A 16,691-nucleotide genomic window follows, 5' to 3' on the forward strand; every position below is an offset into this window, starting at 1 on the left:
GGCACACGGCCGGCCACGGATCCGTCTCGTCAGTACTCCCAGGCCCAGCCGCTGCCGGTGCCGGACGGGTCGTAGACGAGCGTGCCGGTCTCGGAGGCTACGTCGAGGACGACATAGCCGGAGTCCGTCTCCCCGGGCAGGAGCGACGGAGCCACGAGCTCGTCGATCGTGTAGCAGGACCACGACGCGTCGGTGAGCGTGCCGGGCTGCTCGGCGCCGTCGGGCCCGAGCACCGTGAAGAAGTCCGCCGCGAGCGGCAGGAACACGTCCTCGGGGTTCTCGGCGTCGGCGCCGGCGGCCTCCGCCATGGCGGCGGTGATCTCGACGACGAGGAAGTGCCCGTTGACCGGGTCGAACTGCTCGTCGACCCGGCTCGGGCAGGTCTGCGCCGTCTCGATCGACGTGACGACGAGCTCGACCAGCGGCTCACCGGCGTCGTCGGCCAGGCCCGCGACCTGGCCGACCTCGCGCAGCAGGTGGTCGCCCACCAGCTGGGGCGCGGCGTCGTCGGGCCCGGGGTCCGGCCCGTCGGTGCTCGAGTCGGTGGACGACCCGCTCGTGTCGGTCCCGGGCAGGGTGCCCGTGGTGGTGGCCACGCCGTCGGGCAGGAGCGAGCCGGCGTCGTCGGGCACCTCCTCGGCGAGCGAGAGCGGGACGGGGTCGCCCGCGGCGTCGACGGGCGTGGTGCGCGCGACGTCCACGTCGGCGGCGAGGGTGAACGTCAGGGGCAGACCGACGCCGAGGACGGCACCGCCCGCGAGCAGGGGCTTGATGATCGATCGCATGTCGTTCTCCTCTCAGTACCGGTTGACGTAGTCGCCGTTGCGGACGATCCACCCGATGTCGTGCGCGTAGGCCACGCGCCAGGGGGTGGCGACGTAGACCCACGCGTTCTGGCCGGCCACGTCGGTCCCCCGCAGCTGGCGGGTGTAGTTCATCCGGCTCAGGGGCAGCGCGGGGTCGTAGCCCTCCCAGCGGTCGACCTTGGCGATCATCCGGGCGTAGTCACCGCGGGCGAACCAGAAGGCCTCGGCGACGATGCCGCGCGTGTTCGCGCTGTTGGGGATCGCCCAGGGCCAGTCGAACTCGGTGCGCGGGGTGAGCCAGAGGTCGAACCCGGGCAGGCGCAGGGTGCGCTCGCGGACCGCGTCGGCATGGACGACATGGTGGGCCGGCTGACCCGTGCGCAGCGTCCCGTAGGACGCGATCGGGTACTGGGCGGGCGGGGGCGGCGGAGGCGGCGGGGCCGGGGGGCGTCGCACGCCGAGCGTGTCGGTGCCGTTGCCGTCCCAGTCGCCCACGAGCACCACGTCGTCGTCCCGGCCGTAGTTGACCTCGACGTCGGCGATGCCGCTGGTGATGGCGTTGCGCAGGTAGTACGCGTTCCCGCGGCGCACGCCGAGCGTGTCGAAGTTGTCGCCGTTCCAGTCGCCGACGAGCACCTCGTCGTTCGCCCGCCCGTAGGTGGCCTCGCGGTCGGCGGGGCCGCTGCCGGGCGAGGTGCGGAAGTAGTAGTGGTTGCCGCGGCGGGTCGCGACGTCGTCGCGGCCGTTGCGGTCCCAGTCGCCGATGAGCACCTGGTCCGAGGCGCGACCGTAGGCGAGCTCGGCGTCGTGGCCGCCGGAGCCGGCCGCGTTGCGGATGTAGAACACGTTGCCGCGGCGCACCGCGAACGAGTCCCGGCCGTCCCCGTCCCAGTCGCCCACGTACGTGGTGTCGCTGTCCCTGCCGAACGCCACCTGGGTGCCGGCGCCGCCGCTGAGCGAGTTGCGCTGGTGGTAGACGCGTCCCCGGCGGACGGCGAGGGAGTCGGCTCCGTCCCCGTCCCAGTCGCCCACGTAGAGGCGGTCGCCGGTCCGGCCGTAGGTGAACTCGATCTCGCCGACGGTCTGGATCGAGTTCGACAGGAAGTAGTCGTCCCCGGAGCCGCCGACCTCGCCGCCGGTGGCCCGTGCCGCTGCCGGGCCGACGGCGGCGCCGCCGAGCAGGGTCGCCCCCGCCAGTGCGGCCGCCATCCGGGCGGTCCAACGTCGTCGTCGGCGTGGGGTGCCGGGTGGGCCGCCCGGCTGGTCTCGTTCGGACATGGACTCGGAACTGGAACGCATCTGTGCGTCCACCTGCCTCGGTGTCGTGAGCCGGGCGCGCGGATCTCATGGTGATGGTCAGCGCGTGGTGCACTCGGAGTAAACCAGTGTCATAGAACCGGGGCAAGGGCATTCGCCGGACACGCCGTCCGGAATACCCGACGACGACGGACGGCCGGTGGTCTGCCACGACGACGGAGGGCGGGTGGTCCGCTACGACGACGGACGGGCGGTCCGGCGCGAGTGCGCCGGACCGCCCGTCCGGGTGGGAGCGTGCCCCCGAGGTGCTGGGTCGGGGCTGGCGTCAGGGGTGGTGGATCAGCCCTGGCCGTAGCCGCCGGGCTGGTAGCCGCCCTGCTGGCCGTAGCCGCCGGCCTGGCCACCGCCGTAGCCACCCTGCTGACCGCCGGGCTGGCCGTAGCCGCCGGCCTGGCCGCCGCCGTATCCGCCCTGCTGGCCGTAGCCGCCGCCCGCGCCGGCCGGCTGACCGGACGGGGTCTCGCCACCCTTGATGGTGCCGAGCGACGTGAGGGCGATCCAGGCGCCGACACCGAGCGCAGCGATCGCGAGGATCAGCATGAGGATCGCACCGAATCCGAGGCTCGCGCCGCCCGCGCCGGAGTCTCCGATCGCGTCGTTGGCGGTGCCGACGTCACCCGCGACGTCGATGAAGCCGATCAGACCGAGCAGGAAGATGAGCACACCGCCACCTGCCGCCGCGAGCGTGCCGATGGCCACCTTCTGCCGGATGGCGACGAGGACACCACCGGCGCCGGCGGCGAGCGCGGCCAGGAGGATGATGACCGCATAGCCGGTGTACTCGCCGAACCCGTTCCCGCTGTCGTTCGTCGTCTCGCCGAAGAACGAGTACTCCACGGATGCCCAGGGCAGAACGAGCGCGAGGATGGAGAGCACCGCGACGCCGAGCATCACCCAGCCGGAGATCGCCGGCGGGAAGAGCCTGAACGGCCCGATGGGCCCGCCGGCCTTGGCCGAGGTGGAGGTCGCCACGCCGTAGGCGCCGGCCTCTCCGTAGGAGCCCTGACCGCCCTGTGCGCCGTAGGCGTTGCCGCCGTAGCCGGCGGCCTGTCCGGCCGAGGCTGCCGACTCGTGCTGCGCGGGCGAACCGTAGGAGCTCGGCGAACCGCCGGCCGGGGAGCCGTAGCTGCCCTGCCCGTAGGCGGGCGAGGTCGACTGGCCGTAGCCCGCGGGCGCCTGGTCGGGCGACTGTCCGGACATCGGCTGCTGAGCCTGCTGCCCGTAGCCGCCCTGCTGGGCCGGAGGCTGCTGGCCGTAGCCGCCCTGCTGGGCCGGAGGCTGCTGGCCGTAACCGCCCTGCTGGGCCGGCGGCTGCTGGCCGTAACCGCCCTGCTGGGCCGGCGGCTGCTGGCCGTAACCGCCCTGCTGGGCCGGCGGCTGCTGCCCGTAGCCACCCTGCTGGGCGGGGGGCTGCTGCCCGTAGCCACCCTGCTGAGCGGGCGGCTGCTGCTGGCCGTAGGTCGGCATGGGGCGACGCGCGAGCATGGTCGCCTCGACGTCGTCCTCCGCCTCGGCGGGCTGGTTCTCGTCAGGCTGCGGAGTTCCGGGGTACTCGGGCGAGCCGGAGTTCGGCGGGTTCGTCATGACACGATCTAATCACGCGGCACCGACAGTACGTGCGACATTCCGGTGTCCGGGGAGAAGTCCCCATCGACCACGGGCGCCCGATCGGGATGGGTGCCGATCCCCCGGGCGACCGCGGGTGCGCGTCAACCCTGCGCGGCGGGCGGCTGCGGATCGATCTGCGTGAGCCCGGCGTCCTCGGCCTGCTCGCCGATGAAGGCGTCGAGGACCTCCGCCGCGAGGGTGTCGAGCTGGGCGCGCAGGGTCTTGGTCTGCGCCTTCCTGACCTTGGGGCTCATCGCCTCGAGCAGCGGCACGGCAGCCTCGATCTTCTCCAGCCGCCTGCGCCAGCCGGCCACGCGGGCGAGCTCGGCGTCGTCGTCGGCGGAAGCGACGAGGTAGTTGATCTGCTTGCGCACCACCTCGGCCTGGGTCGCGAGGTTGCCCGCGCCCGGCCGGACCGAGCCCGCGAGGCCCTTGACAGAGCCGGCGACCTTGTCGAACGCCGCGGGGTTCTTGTTGCGCAGGTCGATGAGGACGGGCCCGTACCGGGAGACGATCTTCCAGATGGCGGGGCCGGCGACGACGGCCACGTTGAGCAGCTTGGCGAGCGGGATGCGGGCCATGGACTCCCTTTCTGTGCGCGGCTCCAAGCGTCTCACGAGGAGGCGGGAGGGTGCGCGGCGGACGGCGCTCCGGCTGACGACCTGTGCCCCGCTGATGGTTCGCGCAGCGGCCGGTCAGGGGACGGGAGGGTGCGCGGCGGACGACGCACCCGCCGCGGGGCGGCGCGGCAGCAGGAGGGCGAGCACGCCGGCGAGCCCGAGCAGGACGACGGCGCCGACCACCGTCGCGCCCCACTGGCCCACGTCCCAGGCGAGACCGAGGACCACGCCGCCGACCGAGGAGCCCAGGTAGTAGAAGAGCGTGTACCGGCCGGACCCGTCGGAAGGCCTGGGGCTCAGGCGGGCGGCGTTGGCCGAGGCGAGCGCGTGGAGGACGAAGAATCCGCCGGCGAGGAGGAACAGGCCCGCCCAGATGAGGACCATCGGCGTCGCGAGCGTGAGGAGCACGCCGCCGACGCACACCGCCAGCCCGAGCAGGATCCCGGCCCTGATTCCCGTGCGCGCGGCCAGACGCCCGGCGTAGGCGGACGTGAACGTCCCGGCGATGTAGGACAGGTAGAACATCGAGCCGAGCCCCGCGCCCAGGGAGTAGGGCGGCAGCGAGGTGCGGAAGCTGATGACGTTGTAGACGCCGACGAAGGTCGCCATGCCGAGGAACGCGAGGCCGTAGAGGACGAGTCGGCTGCGCCGGGCCTCGGTGGTGTCCGGCCGGGCGGGGTTCGCCCGTCGGCCGCCGCGCGCGGGGGCGTTCCGGGCGGGCGGCAGGAGGAGGTGGGCGACGATCGAGAACACGGCGCCGAGGACGCACACGACGACGATCGCGCCGCGCCAGTCGACGAGCTCCGAGGCGAACCCGGCGAGCACGCGGCCACCCATGCCGCCGAGCGTGTTGCCGGCGATGTAGAGGCCTCCGACACGCGTGATGGCGTTCGGGTGGATCTCCTCGGCGACCCATGCGAGCGCGGCAGCAGGGACGCCCGCGAGCGCCGCGCCCTGGATCGCGCGGAGGACGAGCATGAGCGCGAAGCTCGGGGCGATCGCGCTCGCCACCCCGGTGACCACGGAGACGACGAGCCCGCCGATGATGATCGGCTTGCGCCCGAGGTGCTCCGAGAGGCGGGCGAGCGGGAGCACGGCGATCGCGAGGGCGAAGGTCGTGACGGTCATGAGCATCGTCGCCGACGTGGCCGAGACGTCGAGGTCCTGCGCCGCCACGGCCAGCAGCGGCTGGACCGAGTAGATCATCGCGAAGGTGGCGATGCCGATGGCGAACAGGGCGAGCAGCGCACGTCGGAAGGCCGGCTCACCGCTGCGGTGGCCGAGGAAGGCGCTGCTCACCCGGTCACCATAGGACGGCCGACGACCGGCTCGGCGTGGTCGACCACTCTCGCGCCGGGGCCGTCGACCACCGCCGTCCACCTCACCGGAAGTCGCGCGACGTGGTGGAGACGCTGAGGCTGAGCGGGGTGATCTGGTCGGCGACGAGGTTCGTCACGCCGTCCGCGCGCTCGACGATGCCGCGGATGACGAGGGCCGCGGAGGTGCGCGCGGCCTGCCGGTACCGCGCCCACACGCCGGCGGAGCACACGACGTTGGCGAGCCCGGTCTCGTCCTCGAGCGAGAGGAACGTGACGCCGCGCGCGGTGTGCGGTCGCTGCCGGTGGGTGACGACGCCGGCGGCGCGCACCCGGCGCCCGGACTCGGCCCGGGGCAGGTCGGCGAGGCGGAGCACGCCCGCATCGTCGAGGTCCGCGCGGCGGTACTGGGTGGGGTACGTGCCCGGGGAGACGCCGGTCGCCCACACGTCGGCGACGGCGGTCTCCACCTCCGTCATGCCGGGCAGCTCGGGGGCGCTCACCCCGGGGGTCGTCCCCGGCAGGGGCGGCTGGATCCACCTCTCGCCCGACGACGAACGGCGCGTGGTCCCGTGCGCGCCCGCGAGCGCCCCGGCCGTCCACAGGGCCTGGCGACGGTCGCCGCCGAGGTCGAGCGCGCCGGCGGTGGCGAGGGCCTCGAGCTGGGCGGTGGTGAGGTCGACGCGTCCGGCGAGGTCGGCGATGCTCGCGTACGGCCCGCCGTGGTCGCGCTCGGCGACGATCCGCTCCGCGGCCTCCTCCCCCACGCCCCGCACGGCGGCCAGGCCGAGGCGGATCGCCCGCCCGGGGTCGGGTCGCACGAGCCGAGCCACGGACTCGACGGGGGCGACGCCGCCGGGGGTGTCGTCGTCGGGCGTGGGGGTGTGCCCCTCGGGCGCGACGACGACGCTCGCGTGCACGGACGAGCCGTTGATGCTCGCCCGCTGGACGCGCACACCGTGGCGGCGGGCGTCGGCGACGAGGGTCTGCGGGCTGTAGAACCCCATGGGCTGGGCGCCGAGGATCGCGGCGTAGAACGCCTCCGGGTGATGGACCTTGAGCCAGGCGGACGCGTAGACGAGGTAGGCGAACGAGAAGGAGTGGGACTCGGGGAAGCCGAAGTCGGCGAAGGCCTTGAGCTTGTCGAAGATCTGCTCGCCGACGCCCCGGTCGATCCCGTTGCCGGCCATGCCCTCGATGAGCCGGGCGTGCAGGGCCTCCATCCGCTCCTCGGAGCGCTTGGCGCCCATGGCCTTGCGGAGCTGGTCGGCCTCGGCGGGGGTGAAGGAGGCGGCGTCCATGGCGATCTGCATGAGCTGCTCCTGGAAGAGCGGGACGCCGAGGGTCTTCTCGAGCGCGGGACGCAGCAGGTCGTGGAGGTAGGTGACCGGTTCCCGGCCGAGCCGGCGGTTGATGTAGGGGTTGACCGAGTTGCCCTGGATGGGGCCGGGGCGGATGAGGGCCACCTCGACGACGAGGTCGTAGAAGGTGCGCGGCCGCAGCCTGGGCAGGGTGGCCATCTGGGCGCGGGACTCGACCTGGAAGACGCCGACGGTGTCCGCGGCGCAGAGCAGGTCGTAGACGGCGTCGTCGTCCTGCGGGAGGTTGTGCAGGCCGAGCGGGCGGCCGTCGACGCCGCGGACGCCGCGGTCGGTGAGCTCGGTGAACGCCAGGCGGAGGGCGGTGAGCATGCCGAGGCCGAGGAGGTCGAACTTCACGAGCCCGGCGTCGGCGCAGTCGTCCTTGTCCCACTGCAGGACCGTGCGGCCGGGCATCGTGGCCCACTGGACGGGGCAGACCTCGATGACGGGGCGGGAACACAGGACCACCCCGCCGGAGTGGATGCCGAGGTGACGGGGCAGGCGCAGGAGCTGCTCGGCGATGTCCACGACCTCGCCGGGGATGCCGAAGACGTCGTCGGCGCCGGGGGCGGGCGCCGAGGGCGGTGCGGCCTCAGGGGCGATCACGGGGGCGACGCCGGAGCGGCCGACCTGCTCGACGTCCCACCAGGTGGTGCCCGGCCAGCGCGGGTCCTCGGGGGTGGCGGGGGCGGAAGAGGCAGCGGGCGCGGGGGTACCTGACGGTGCGTCCGGGACCTCGTCACCGGCGTCAGGAGTCCGGAGTGACCCCCACCGCTCGACGCTCTTCGCCCACGCGTCCTGCTGGCCGGTGCCGTGGCCGAGGGCGCGTGCGGCGTCGCGGACGGCGGAGCGGGGTCGGTAGGCGATGACGTTGGCGACCTGGGCGGCGTGCTCGCGGCCGTAGCGCTCGAACACGAACTGGATGACCTCCTCGCGGCGGCCGGACTCGATGTCGAGGTCGATGTCCGGCGGGCCGGAGCGCCCCGGCGAGAGGAAGCGCTCGAAGAGGAGGCGGTGGGTGACGGCGTCGACGGCGGTGATGCCGAGCGCGAAGCAGACGGCGGAGTTGGCGGCCGAGCCGCGGCCCTGGCACAGGATCCCGTTCTCGACGCAGAAGTCGACGATCTGGTGGACGATGAGGAAGTAGCCGGGGAAGCCCAGCTCGTCGATGATCTCGAGCTCGTGGTCGATCATGTCCCACGCGCCGGGGATGCGCTCCGCCCCGCGGGGCCCGTAGCGCCGCTCCGCCCCGCGATGGGTGAGCTCGCGCAGCCACGTGGCCTCGGTATGGCCGGGCGGAACGGGGTGGGGCGGCAGGTCCGGGGCGACGAGCCGCAGGTCGAACGCGAGCTCGGCCGCGAGGTCCGCCGCGGCGGTCACCGCGTGCGGGTGGTGCCGGTGGATGCTCAGCATCTCCTCCGCGGAGCGCAGGTGGGCGGGCGCGGCGGGCAGCCAGCCGTCGATCTCCTCGAGCGAGGCCCGGGCACGGGTGGCGGCCATGACGTGGGCGAGCGCCACGTCCTGCGGTCGCGCGCAGTGCACGCCGCCGGTGGCCACGAGGGGCAGGCCCGCGTCCTCGGCGAGCTGGGCGAGCGCGGCGGAGCGGACCTGGTCGAGCGGGTCGCCGGTGTCCGTGATCTCGACGGCCACGTTGTCCCGGCCGAACCTCTCGGCGAGGCGGGCGAGCTCGCGGGCCGCGGAGGCGGGTGCGAAGCGGCCGCGCTCGGGCTCGAGCGCGCGGCGGACGGCCCCCTTGCGGCAGCCGGTGAGGATCATCCACTGCCCGGCGGCGGTGTCGGCGAGCTCGGCGAGGTCGTAGCGCGCGCGGCCCTTGACGCCGGTGGCGAGATGGGCGCGGGAGATCGCGGCGGAGAGCCGGGCATAGCCCTCGCGGCCGCGGGCGAGGACGAGGAGGTGCTCGCCGTCCGGGTCGGCCGGGCCGCCGAGACCGTGGGTGCCGCCGCCGGCCGCGGCGGAGGTCCGTCCGGTGGAGCCGATCCCCAGCTCGGCGCCGATGACGGTGGGCAGGCCGAGGGTGCGGGCGGCCTCCGCGAGCCGGACGACGCCCGGCAGGCCGTCGTGGTCCGTCAGCGCGAGCGCCTCGAGGCCCAGGCGGGCGGCCTCGGCGGCGAGGTCCTCGGGCAGGTTGGCGCCGTCGAGGAAGGAGAAGGCCGAGTGCGCGTGCAGCTCGGCGTAGCGGGCGCCCACGGCCACCTCCCGGGTCTGCACGGCGGCGCCCGGATCTCGAACGCATGTTCGAGGATAGCGGCGGGGGCCGACAGCGGCGAGCGGGCACCACACGCTGCCCCACGCCACGAATGGGGGGCAAGCGACCAGAATCCTGCCGGAAAATGGTCGCTTGCCCCCCATTCGTGGAGGCGCGTGCTGACGAGGCCGCGTCAACGGGGGTGCCGGCGGCCGGAGACCGCCGGGTCAGCGGCTGGAGGTGACCCCGATCGCCGTGGCCGCGCCGGCCGCGAGGCCGAGGAGGGTGTGCGGCGCCGGGATACCGCGAGCGCCGAGGTACTTCGCGCTCTGGTGGCCGATCGAGTCGACGACGACGAGCGTCGCGAAAGCTGCGCCGCCGTAGACCGCGCGGCGGGCGATCGTCGCGCCGCGGGACTCGGGGTCCGGGGCGTGCGGGCGGGGCCGGTCGGCACCGAACTGCACGAGGCCCTTGGGGAGCTTCGCCTTCCGGGCACGGTCCTGGACGACGGCCCACGCCGTCACTCCCCCGAGGATCCCCAGCTTGAGCACCGCGCGGGCGCCGCGGCCGTGCAGGACGTCCGGCAGCGCCATCCAGGCCGCGACGGCACAGCCGGCGACGGCCGCGCCGGGCAGGTCGGAGAAGGGGTGAGCCTCCGCCGCTCCCCGCGCGTCCTCGATGCGCATGGGCGTGGCCGCCGAGGCCGGCGCCCACGCGGAGTTGGGGTCGGCGTTCGGGCCGGGCAGGGTCGGCCGGCCGGCCGCGTCGGGCGAGGAGGCATTCGGCAGACGGTCACCGCCGGGTCGTCCGACGACGGAGCCCGAGCGAGCGGTCGGAATCTGCTGGGTCATGGCACTCCTGTGACGCGACGGAAGACGGGCACCTGCGAGGCTATCGCTCCGACGCCGTCACGCGCGCGGGAGTCTGCGAGACGCACCGTGCTTGAGCGCACTGCTGTGGACCTTCATCCGGCAAAGTCAGCAAGGGCGGACCGGATGGCGTCCGACCTGCTCATGTGGTTCTCCCCCGCCTTGGCGTCGAGCGCGTCCAGCTCCTCGACCGTCAGACGAACGGCAACCACCTGCATCGGCACCGCACCACGCCCCGGGCGACCGCGTCCACGCCGCTTGAGCTCGTCGACGTCGCACCCTCGCTCGGCCTCGTCGACCCACTTCTGGATCTGCTCCTCGCTCGCCATCGCAATATCGTATGACGATAATCGCCAGCGGGCCAATGTGTGCTCGACAATCACGCCCCAGACGTCCGACCTGCTCATGCGGTTCGCGCACGACCGTCCGTCAGTCGTAGACCGCATCGAGCAGCCAGCCGTCGCTCGTGCCGACGAGGAGCACCGCCTGCGGCTGGTCGCCGACGAGGCGGGCCTGCAGGTAGACGCGGTCCCGGTCGGCCAGATCCTCGGCCGCGAGGTACTTCCCCCCGGCGCCACCCGGTGGTGTCGACGTCGTGCGTCCTTCCGGCCGTATCGACGCCGCGCGACCTCGCGGCGACCCCGACGTCGCGCCTCCTCCCGCGGGCCGTCGCCCACGCGCCCACCAGCGCTCGACCACCGGCCACGGCCCCGCCCAGCCGGCCACGCGCCGCGGCTCGGGCAGCAGGACGCTCGCCGGGTCGGCGTCGAGCAGCCCGCGCGCGCCGAGGCGGACGTCGGCGCCGTCGGCGTCGAGGACCCGCACCGGGCGGGGCTCGGCGAGAACGGTCGCGGGCCACGGGTCGGGCGTGGCCCCGGGCCAGGGGGCGTCCGGGCGGCGCAGCGGCGTGGCGTCGTCGCCCCAGGCGACCAGGCGGGTGGTCGAGCGCGGGTCGCGGCCGCCCTGGAGGACGGGGACGAGCACGGACTCGGGACCGAGCAGCCCCTGGACGCGCAGCGCGGCGCGCTCGGCCTGGAGCCGCCCCCGCCGGCCCGGCCCCCACAGCACGTCCTGCAGCGCGCCGGCGGGCGCGACCTCCTGGGCCACGAGGACGAGCTGGGTCAGCGGCGCCGACGGTGCCCGCCCCGAGCGGCCGGACAGCCAGCCCTCGAGCTGCCAGCGCACGCGGTCGGTGAGCTCGGCCGCCGTCGGCGGTCCGTCGAGCCCCCACGTGCGGGCGAGCTCGTTCCCGTCCTCGGTGCGGGCGCGGACCTCGAGGCGCCCGCAGGCCACCCCGCGTCGGCGCATCCGCTCGGCGAGGTCCTCGGCGAGGGCGCGGGCGGCGAAGGCGGCGACGTCGCTGCGCTCGGCGGGCGGGTCGAGGACGCTCGACGCCGTGACGTCCTCGAGGGGGCGGCGTGCGGCGGGCGGTCGGGCGTCGAGGCCGCGGGCGAGGCGGTGGGCGGTGAGGCCGACGGGTCCGAACCGGGCGGAGACGTCGGCGGCGTCGAGGGCGGCGAGCGCCCCGAGGGTGCGCAGGCCGAGCCGGCGCAGGACGTCGACGAGCTCGGCGGTCGCCCGGGCGGCCTGCGCGCTCCGCGCGGCGTAGGCGAGCACCCCGACGTCCTGGGCCGCGAGGAACTCGAGCGTGGCGCGTTCGCCGGGGGCGACGACGACGCCGGCCCGCGCGGCGAGGGTGGCCGCGAGCGTGCCGTCGGCGAGGCCGACCTGGGACTCGGCGCCGGTGTCCATCGCGACGGCGGTGACGAGCCGCTCGGCGAGCGCCTCCTCCCCTCCGGCGTGCCGCGCGGGCCCGCGGGCGGGGAAGGTGAGCAGCCCGGGTCGCAGGACCTCGACGAAGGCGACGACGTCCTCGACGGACTGCGCGACGGGCTCGAACGCGCGGGCGTCGCGGACCGGGTCGGCGGCGATCAGGGTGATCCCGGGGCAGACCTGCTGGGCGCTGCGGCGGCGCATGCCGCGGCGCACCCCGGCGCGCCGGGCGGCCACGGACGTGACGACGACGGCGCGCTGGTCGTGCACGCCGACGGACTCGCCGACACCGACGAGCCCCTCCGTCACCGCGGCGGCCACCGGCCAGTCCGGTACCCACACGACGACCCGGCGCACGGCGGGCGGGCCGGAAGGCTCGGCGGCGTCCGGCCCGGAGGGCGCGGGCGCGCCGGTCCGGCCGGCGGAGTCGACGCGGACCCCCTCCGCGCCGAGGGCACCGTCCGACGGGACGGTGCTCGCGGACGCGTCGCCGCCGGCCGTGAGGTCGAGCGCCGCCTGCGTCGACGCGGGGGCCTCGGCACTCACGCGCCCACCGCCCGCAGCTCGGTCCGGCCGGCGGTCGCCCGCGCCCCGCCACCGACCTCCGCGCCCTCCACACCCTCCGCGTCCCCGGGCAGCGCGGAGACGCCGTCGGCGCCGAGGAGCACGCGGACGGACCCGCCCGCCGCGGCGCCGCGGCGGCCGTCGATCGCGACCTCGACCTCCTGGGCGGTGAGCAGCCCGCGCCCCGGCGCGAGCCCCTGCCACGAGCGCCCGCGCACGGAGAGCACGGCGTCCGCGCCCTCCCAGTCGTGCGCGGTCAGCAGGACCGAACCGCGCAGCCGGAGCCGGGACAGCAGCGAGCGCCGGTCCCGCGGCGCCATCGCGGTGCAGCGGCCGACGAGGAGCACCTCGACGCCGTCGACGAGCGCGCCGAGCACCGCGGGCGCGCCCGGTCCCGGGTCGGGCACGACGACGACCCGGTCGAGCGGGAGGCCGGCGGCCGCGGCGGCGTGCCACCCGACGTCGGGCATCGCGGTGAGTGCCGCCCAGCCCTCCTCGCCGCAGGCGGTGCCGGCGAGCGCCAGCAGGAGCGCGGCCGAGCCGGTCACGCGGGTCACCGTGCCGCGCGGCAGCCCGGCGGGCAGCAGCGGGGCGAGCGCGGCGGGCACGGGCAGGTGCTCGGCGTCCCCCGACGTCGTCCGCCGGCTCCCGGGGCGCGCCCCCCCCGCCCGGACCGCCACCGAGGAGGAGGCGTCCCCGCCCGGGTGAGCACCGCCGTCGGGGGCATTCCCGCCGAGATGAGCACCGCCGTCGGGGGCATTCCCGCCGAGGCGAGCACCGCCGTCGGGAGATGCCCCGGACTCGTGACCGGAGGCCTCGGAACCGCCGACCACCCGCAGGCGCGTGCGCAGCCCCGTCGCCGTCTCGGCGCGGGCCAGCGCGGCGCGCGCCGTCGCCAGCCGGTCCTCCTGCCCCTCCATCGCGCGCTCCTCCCACGACCTCGACCGAACATCTGTTCGAACATGATGGTAGGGCGGGGCACCGACACCGCACCAGGGGGCGTCGTCTCGCGTGCGCGTCGCTGGCCGCTCCCCCGGCCCGCGCCCCCTAGGTTGGAGATGCGCCTCGACGCGCGGCCCCGGAGGGAAAGGACCGTCATGAACCTCGACCGACCGCTCGCCCAGCACCCCTACGACAAGCTGCCCGCCGTGCCGGACTTCACGGTGACGTCCACGGACGTCACCGACGGGCAGCCGATGGACCCGCAGTTCTCCGGTGCGGGTGAGAACGTCTCGCCCCAGCTCGCGTGGTCGGGCTTCCCCGCCGAGACCCGCAGCTTCCTCGTCAGCTGCTACGACCCGGACGCGCCGACGCCGTCGGGCTGGTGGCACTGGACCGTGGTCGACCTCGACAGCTCCGTGACCGAGCTGCCCACCGGCTCCGGGGAGTCGGACCTCATGCTGCCCGGCGCCGCGTTCCACGTGCGGCACGACGGCGGCGAGCAGTCCTACTTCGGCCCGCTCCCGCCCGAGGGCGACCGGCCGCACCGCTACGTGTTCGCGGTGCACGCGCTCGACGTCGACACGCTCGAGGTCGAGGAGGACGCCACGCCGGCGGCGGTCGCGCTCCAGGCGACGTTCCACACGATCGCCCGCGCGATCGTCACGCCGACGTTCCAGCGCTGACACCTCTTCCGGGCCACGCGCCCGGCCGACGCCCCGGCGGTCCGACCAGGTCCGCCGGGGCGTTCGTCGTCGGTGACCGAGCACCCGCCGGACGGCCGGTCCACGACGTCGCAGCACCCGACGACGCGGACCGTGGAGTCGCCGACCCTGGCACGATGCACCGGTGCTGCACGTCGTCCTCGTCCACCCGCTCATCCCACCGAACACCGGCAACGCCATCCGCATGACGGCCGGCGTCGGGGCCCGGCTCCATCTCGTCGAGCCGCTCGGGTTCGAGCTCACAGACGCGCACCTCCGCCGGGCCGGCCTGGACTACCACGACCTCGCCGACACCCGCGTCCACGCCGACCTCGACGCCTGCCTCGCGGACCTCGAGGAGTCCGGGGCCGGGTCGCTGTGGGCGATGACCGGGCGGGGGGAGCTCGGCCTCGGCGAGGTGACCTTCGGGCCCGACGACGCGCTGATGTTCGGCACCGAGACCACCGGCCTGCCGGAGGAGATCCTCGCCCACCCGCGCGTGACGGGGCGCGTGCTCATCCCCATGCGGCCGGGGGTGCGGTCGATGAACCTGTCGAACTCGGCGGCCGTCGCGACCTACGAGGCATGGCGGCAGCTGGGGTACCCCGGCGGGGTCTAGGGGCGGGGACTCACGGGTGGCCGGCGCGATCCGTGCCGGATCACCGCACCCGGGTCGCCCAGAACAGCACCGCCGAGCTCGCGGCCACGTTGAGAGAGTCGACCCCGCCGCTCATCGGGATGACGACCTCGAGGTCGACCGCCCGCATCGTCGCCGGCTTGAGGCCGTGGCCCTCCGAGCCGAGGACGATCGCGAGCCGCTCGGGCGGCTCGGCGGCGAGCTCGTCGAGGGCGATCGACCGCTCGGACAGCGACGCCGCCGCCACCGTGAACCCCGCCTCCCGCAGCGCCCCCACGCCGCCGGGCCCGTGCGGCCAGGTGGGCAGCCGCGTCCACGGCACCTGGAAGATCGTGCCCATCGAGACGCGCACGGCCCGCCGGTAGAGCGGGTCGGCGCAGCTGGGGGTGACGAGAACGGCGTCGACGCCGAGGGCCGCCGCGCTGCGCACCACCGCCCCGACGTTCGTGTGGTCGACGATGTCCTCGAGCACCGCGATCCGCCGGGGCGCGGGACGGTCGGCGGGCTCGAGGATCTCGCTCAGCGGCGGCGGGACCGGCCGGTGCATCGCTGCGATCGCCCCGCGGTGCAGCCGGAAGCCGACGATCTCCCGCAGCAGCGGCTCCTCGGCGACGAACACCGGGACCTCTCCCCCGTCCGGCGCTCCCGTGGCGGTCTCGAGCACCGGTGCCAGGTCGTCGAGCCAGCGCGGCGCCGTGAGTACGGACCGCGGCCGGTGCCCCGCCTCGATCGCACGCGTGATGACGGTCGTCGACTCGGCCATGTACAGCCCCGCGGGCTCCTCCGTGCGCACGCGCAGCGCCACGTCGGTGAGGTCGCGGTAGTCGCTCAGGCGGGGGTCGGCGAGGTCGGGGACGGGTACGAGCACCGACACATTGTCCGACGCCGGAGCTCACCTCCGTGCATCGCGTCGCGTTCCGGTCAGGCGGCGGCCTCGGCGTCGAGCCCCCACGCCTCGGCGAGGAGGGCGAACGACCGCAGCCGGACCTCGGGGTCGTAGGCATAGGTGACGGTGATGATCTCGTCGGCGTCGGTGGCGTCCGCGATGCCCTCGAGCTTCTCGACGACCTGCTCGGGCGTACCGATCGCGGAGACGGCCTGCATGTTGGCGGTGGCGTCGAGGATGCGCTGCGGGACGACGCTCGTGATGTCGTCGACCGGCGGCTGCAGCAGCTCGCGGGCGCCGGTGACGATGCCCGCCGCCATCATCTGGTGGGTCGTGAAGATCCGCTTCGCCTCGGCCTCGGTGTCCGCGACGACCACGTTGACGCCGACCATGAGGCGGGGCGCGTCGATCTGCGCCGTCGGGGCCTCGGTGGAGAACTGCGCCCGGTAGACGCCGACGGCCTCGGCGAGCGCCTGGGGTGCGAAGTGCGAGGCGAACGAGAACGGCAGGCCGAGCTGGCCGGCGATCGAGGCCCCGTTGAGGGAGGAGCCGAGGACCCAGATCGGGACCTCGGTGCCGCCGGCCGGGACCGCCTGGACCCGGGAGCTCGGCGCCGTGTTGGCCTCGGAGAAGTAGCCGCGCAGCGCGAGGATCTCGCGCGCGAAGGACTGCGGGTCCGCCTCGCCGCGGCGCAACAGGGAGGCCGTGACCTGATCGGTGCCCGGCGCGCGGCCGAGGCCGAGGTCGACCCGGCCCGGCGCCACCTGGGCCACGGTGCCGATCTGCTCGGCCACCGACAGCGGCGGGTGGTTGGGGAGCATGACGCCGCCCGAGCCGATGCGGATACGGCGCGTGCGCTGGGCGGCGAGCGCCATGAGCACCATCGTCGCGGAGGACAGGAACGTCTGCGTGTTGTGGTGCTCGGCGAACCAGTAGCGGGAGTAGCCGAGCCGGTCGGCCTCCTCCGCGGCGCGCATGGCGTTCTCGATCGCCTGCTGCGGGGTGCTGCCGGCCGGGCGGCCCACGAGCTCGAGGACGGACAGATCGGGACGCTTGGCGGCTGATTCGGTGCTCACACCAGCGTC

General features: G+C 75.1%; 14 protein-coding genes. 2 read left to right on the forward strand and 12 right to left on the reverse strand.

The window, feature by feature from the left end:
- Positions 1-29: 29 nt before the first annotated feature.
- The 10 genes from AC24FB_RS00935 to AC24FB_RS00980 form a co-directional block, all read right to left on the reverse strand.
- Complete coding sequence (locus AC24FB_RS00935) at positions 30-785, reverse strand: hypothetical protein (protein WP_425715783.1); 756 nt, start codon at positions 783-785, stop codon at positions 30-32.
- A gap of 12 nt (positions 786-797) precedes the next feature.
- The gene (locus AC24FB_RS00940; RefSeq protein WP_425715784.1) at positions 798-2,015 is read right to left on the reverse strand and encodes a gamma-glutamylcyclotransferase family protein; all 1,218 of its coding nucleotides are present in this window, start codon (positions 2,013-2,015) and stop codon (positions 798-800) included.
- Between the two features lie 387 nt (positions 2,016-2,402).
- On the reverse strand, positions 2,403-3,707 hold the full coding sequence (locus AC24FB_RS00945) for a hypothetical protein (RefSeq protein WP_487560621.1): 1,305 nt from the start codon (positions 3,705-3,707) through the stop codon (positions 2,403-2,405).
- Positions 3,708-3,832: 125 nt separating this feature from the next.
- Positions 3,833-4,312 carry a hypothetical protein gene (locus tag AC24FB_RS00950; RefSeq protein WP_425715786.1) on the reverse strand — a complete coding sequence of 160 codons (480 nt, stop codon included), beginning with the start codon at positions 4,310-4,312 and terminating at the stop codon, positions 3,833-3,835.
- A gap of 114 nt (positions 4,313-4,426) precedes the next feature.
- The gene (locus AC24FB_RS00955; RefSeq protein WP_425715787.1) at positions 4,427-5,650 is read right to left on the reverse strand and encodes an MFS transporter; all 1,224 of its coding nucleotides are present in this window, start codon (positions 5,648-5,650) and stop codon (positions 4,427-4,429) included.
- Positions 5,651-5,732: 82 nt separating this feature from the next.
- Entirely contained in the window at positions 5,733-9,236 is a 3,504-nt protein-coding gene (locus tag AC24FB_RS00960; RefSeq protein WP_425715788.1) for a PHP domain-containing protein, read from the reverse strand.
- A gap of 225 nt (positions 9,237-9,461) precedes the next feature.
- Entirely contained in the window at positions 9,462-10,085 is a 624-nt protein-coding gene (locus AC24FB_RS00965) for a hypothetical protein (protein WP_425715789.1), read from the reverse strand.
- Positions 10,086-10,198: 113 nt separating this feature from the next.
- Positions 10,199-10,432, reverse strand: a complete 234-nt coding sequence (locus AC24FB_RS00970; RefSeq protein ID WP_425715790.1) for a ribbon-helix-helix protein, CopG family — start codon at positions 10,430-10,432, stop codon at positions 10,199-10,201.
- Between the two features lie 100 nt (positions 10,433-10,532).
- Positions 10,533-12,422 carry a Y-family DNA polymerase gene (locus AC24FB_RS00975; protein WP_425715791.1) on the reverse strand — a complete coding sequence of 630 codons (1,890 nt, stop codon included), beginning with the start codon at positions 12,420-12,422 and terminating at the stop codon, positions 10,533-10,535.
- Complete coding sequence (locus AC24FB_RS00980; protein ID WP_487560636.1) at positions 12,419-13,360, reverse strand: hypothetical protein; 942 nt, start codon at positions 13,358-13,360, stop codon at positions 12,419-12,421. The genes AC24FB_RS00975 and AC24FB_RS00980 overlap by 4 nt, the downstream gene beginning before the upstream one ends.
- A 177-nt stretch (positions 13,361-13,537) precedes the next feature.
- On the opposite strand from AC24FB_RS00980, the gene AC24FB_RS00985 reads away from it, so the two are divergent.
- Entirely contained in the window at positions 13,538-14,065 is a 528-nt protein-coding gene (locus tag AC24FB_RS00985) for a YbhB/YbcL family Raf kinase inhibitor-like protein (protein ID WP_425715793.1), read from the forward strand.
- Between the two features lie 223 nt (positions 14,066-14,288).
- Entirely contained in the window at positions 14,289-14,702 is a 414-nt protein-coding gene (locus tag AC24FB_RS00990) for a tRNA (cytidine(34)-2'-O)-methyltransferase (protein WP_463654204.1), read from the forward strand.
- Positions 14,703-14,742: 40 nt separating this feature from the next.
- Here the strand turns inward: AC24FB_RS00990 and AC24FB_RS00995 are convergent, their stop codons facing one another.
- The gene (locus AC24FB_RS00995) at positions 14,743-15,588 is read right to left on the reverse strand and encodes a TrmH family RNA methyltransferase (RefSeq protein WP_425715795.1); all 846 of its coding nucleotides are present in this window, start codon (positions 15,586-15,588) and stop codon (positions 14,743-14,745) included.
- Positions 15,589-15,641: 53 nt separating this feature from the next.
- Positions 15,642-16,682 carry an LLM class flavin-dependent oxidoreductase gene (locus tag AC24FB_RS01000; protein ID WP_425715796.1) on the reverse strand — a complete coding sequence of 347 codons (1,041 nt, stop codon included), beginning with the start codon at positions 16,680-16,682 and terminating at the stop codon, positions 15,642-15,644.
- Positions 16,683-16,691: the final 9 nt, after the last annotated feature.

This window comes from Georgenia sp. Z1344 (assembly GCF_057652375.1).

Excerpts from the sequence above, each read along its gene's own strand:
- AC24FB_RS00970 (WP_425715790.1), bottom strand. The coding sequence starts at position 10,432 with ATGGCGAGCGAGGAGCAGATCCAGAAGTGGGTCGACGAGGCCGAGCGA.
- AC24FB_RS00945 (WP_487560621.1), bottom strand. The coding sequence starts at position 3,707 with ATGACGAACCCGCCGAACTCCGGCTCGCCCGAGTACCCCGGAACTCCG.
- AC24FB_RS00940 (WP_425715784.1), bottom strand. The coding sequence starts at position 2,015 with ATGGCGGCCGCACTGGCGGGGGCGACCCTGCTCGGCGGCGCCGCCGTC.
- AC24FB_RS00990 (WP_463654204.1), top strand. The coding sequence starts at position 14,289 with ATGACGGCCGGCGTCGGGGCCCGGCTCCATCTCGTCGAGCCGCTCGGG.
- AC24FB_RS00980 (WP_487560636.1), bottom strand. The coding sequence starts at position 13,360 with ATGGAGGGGCAGGAGGACCGGCTGGCGACGGCGCGCGCCGCGCTGGCC.
- AC24FB_RS00965 (WP_425715789.1), bottom strand. The coding sequence starts at position 10,085 with ATGACCCAGCAGATTCCGACCGCTCGCTCGGGCTCCGTCGTCGGACGA.
- AC24FB_RS00985 (WP_425715793.1), top strand. The coding sequence starts at position 13,538 with ATGAACCTCGACCGACCGCTCGCCCAGCACCCCTACGACAAGCTGCCC.
- AC24FB_RS00935 (WP_425715783.1), bottom strand. The coding sequence starts at position 785 with ATGCGATCGATCATCAAGCCCCTGCTCGCGGGCGGTGCCGTCCTCGGC.
- AC24FB_RS00950 (WP_425715786.1), bottom strand. The coding sequence starts at position 4,312 with ATGGCCCGCATCCCGCTCGCCAAGCTGCTCAACGTGGCCGTCGTCGCC.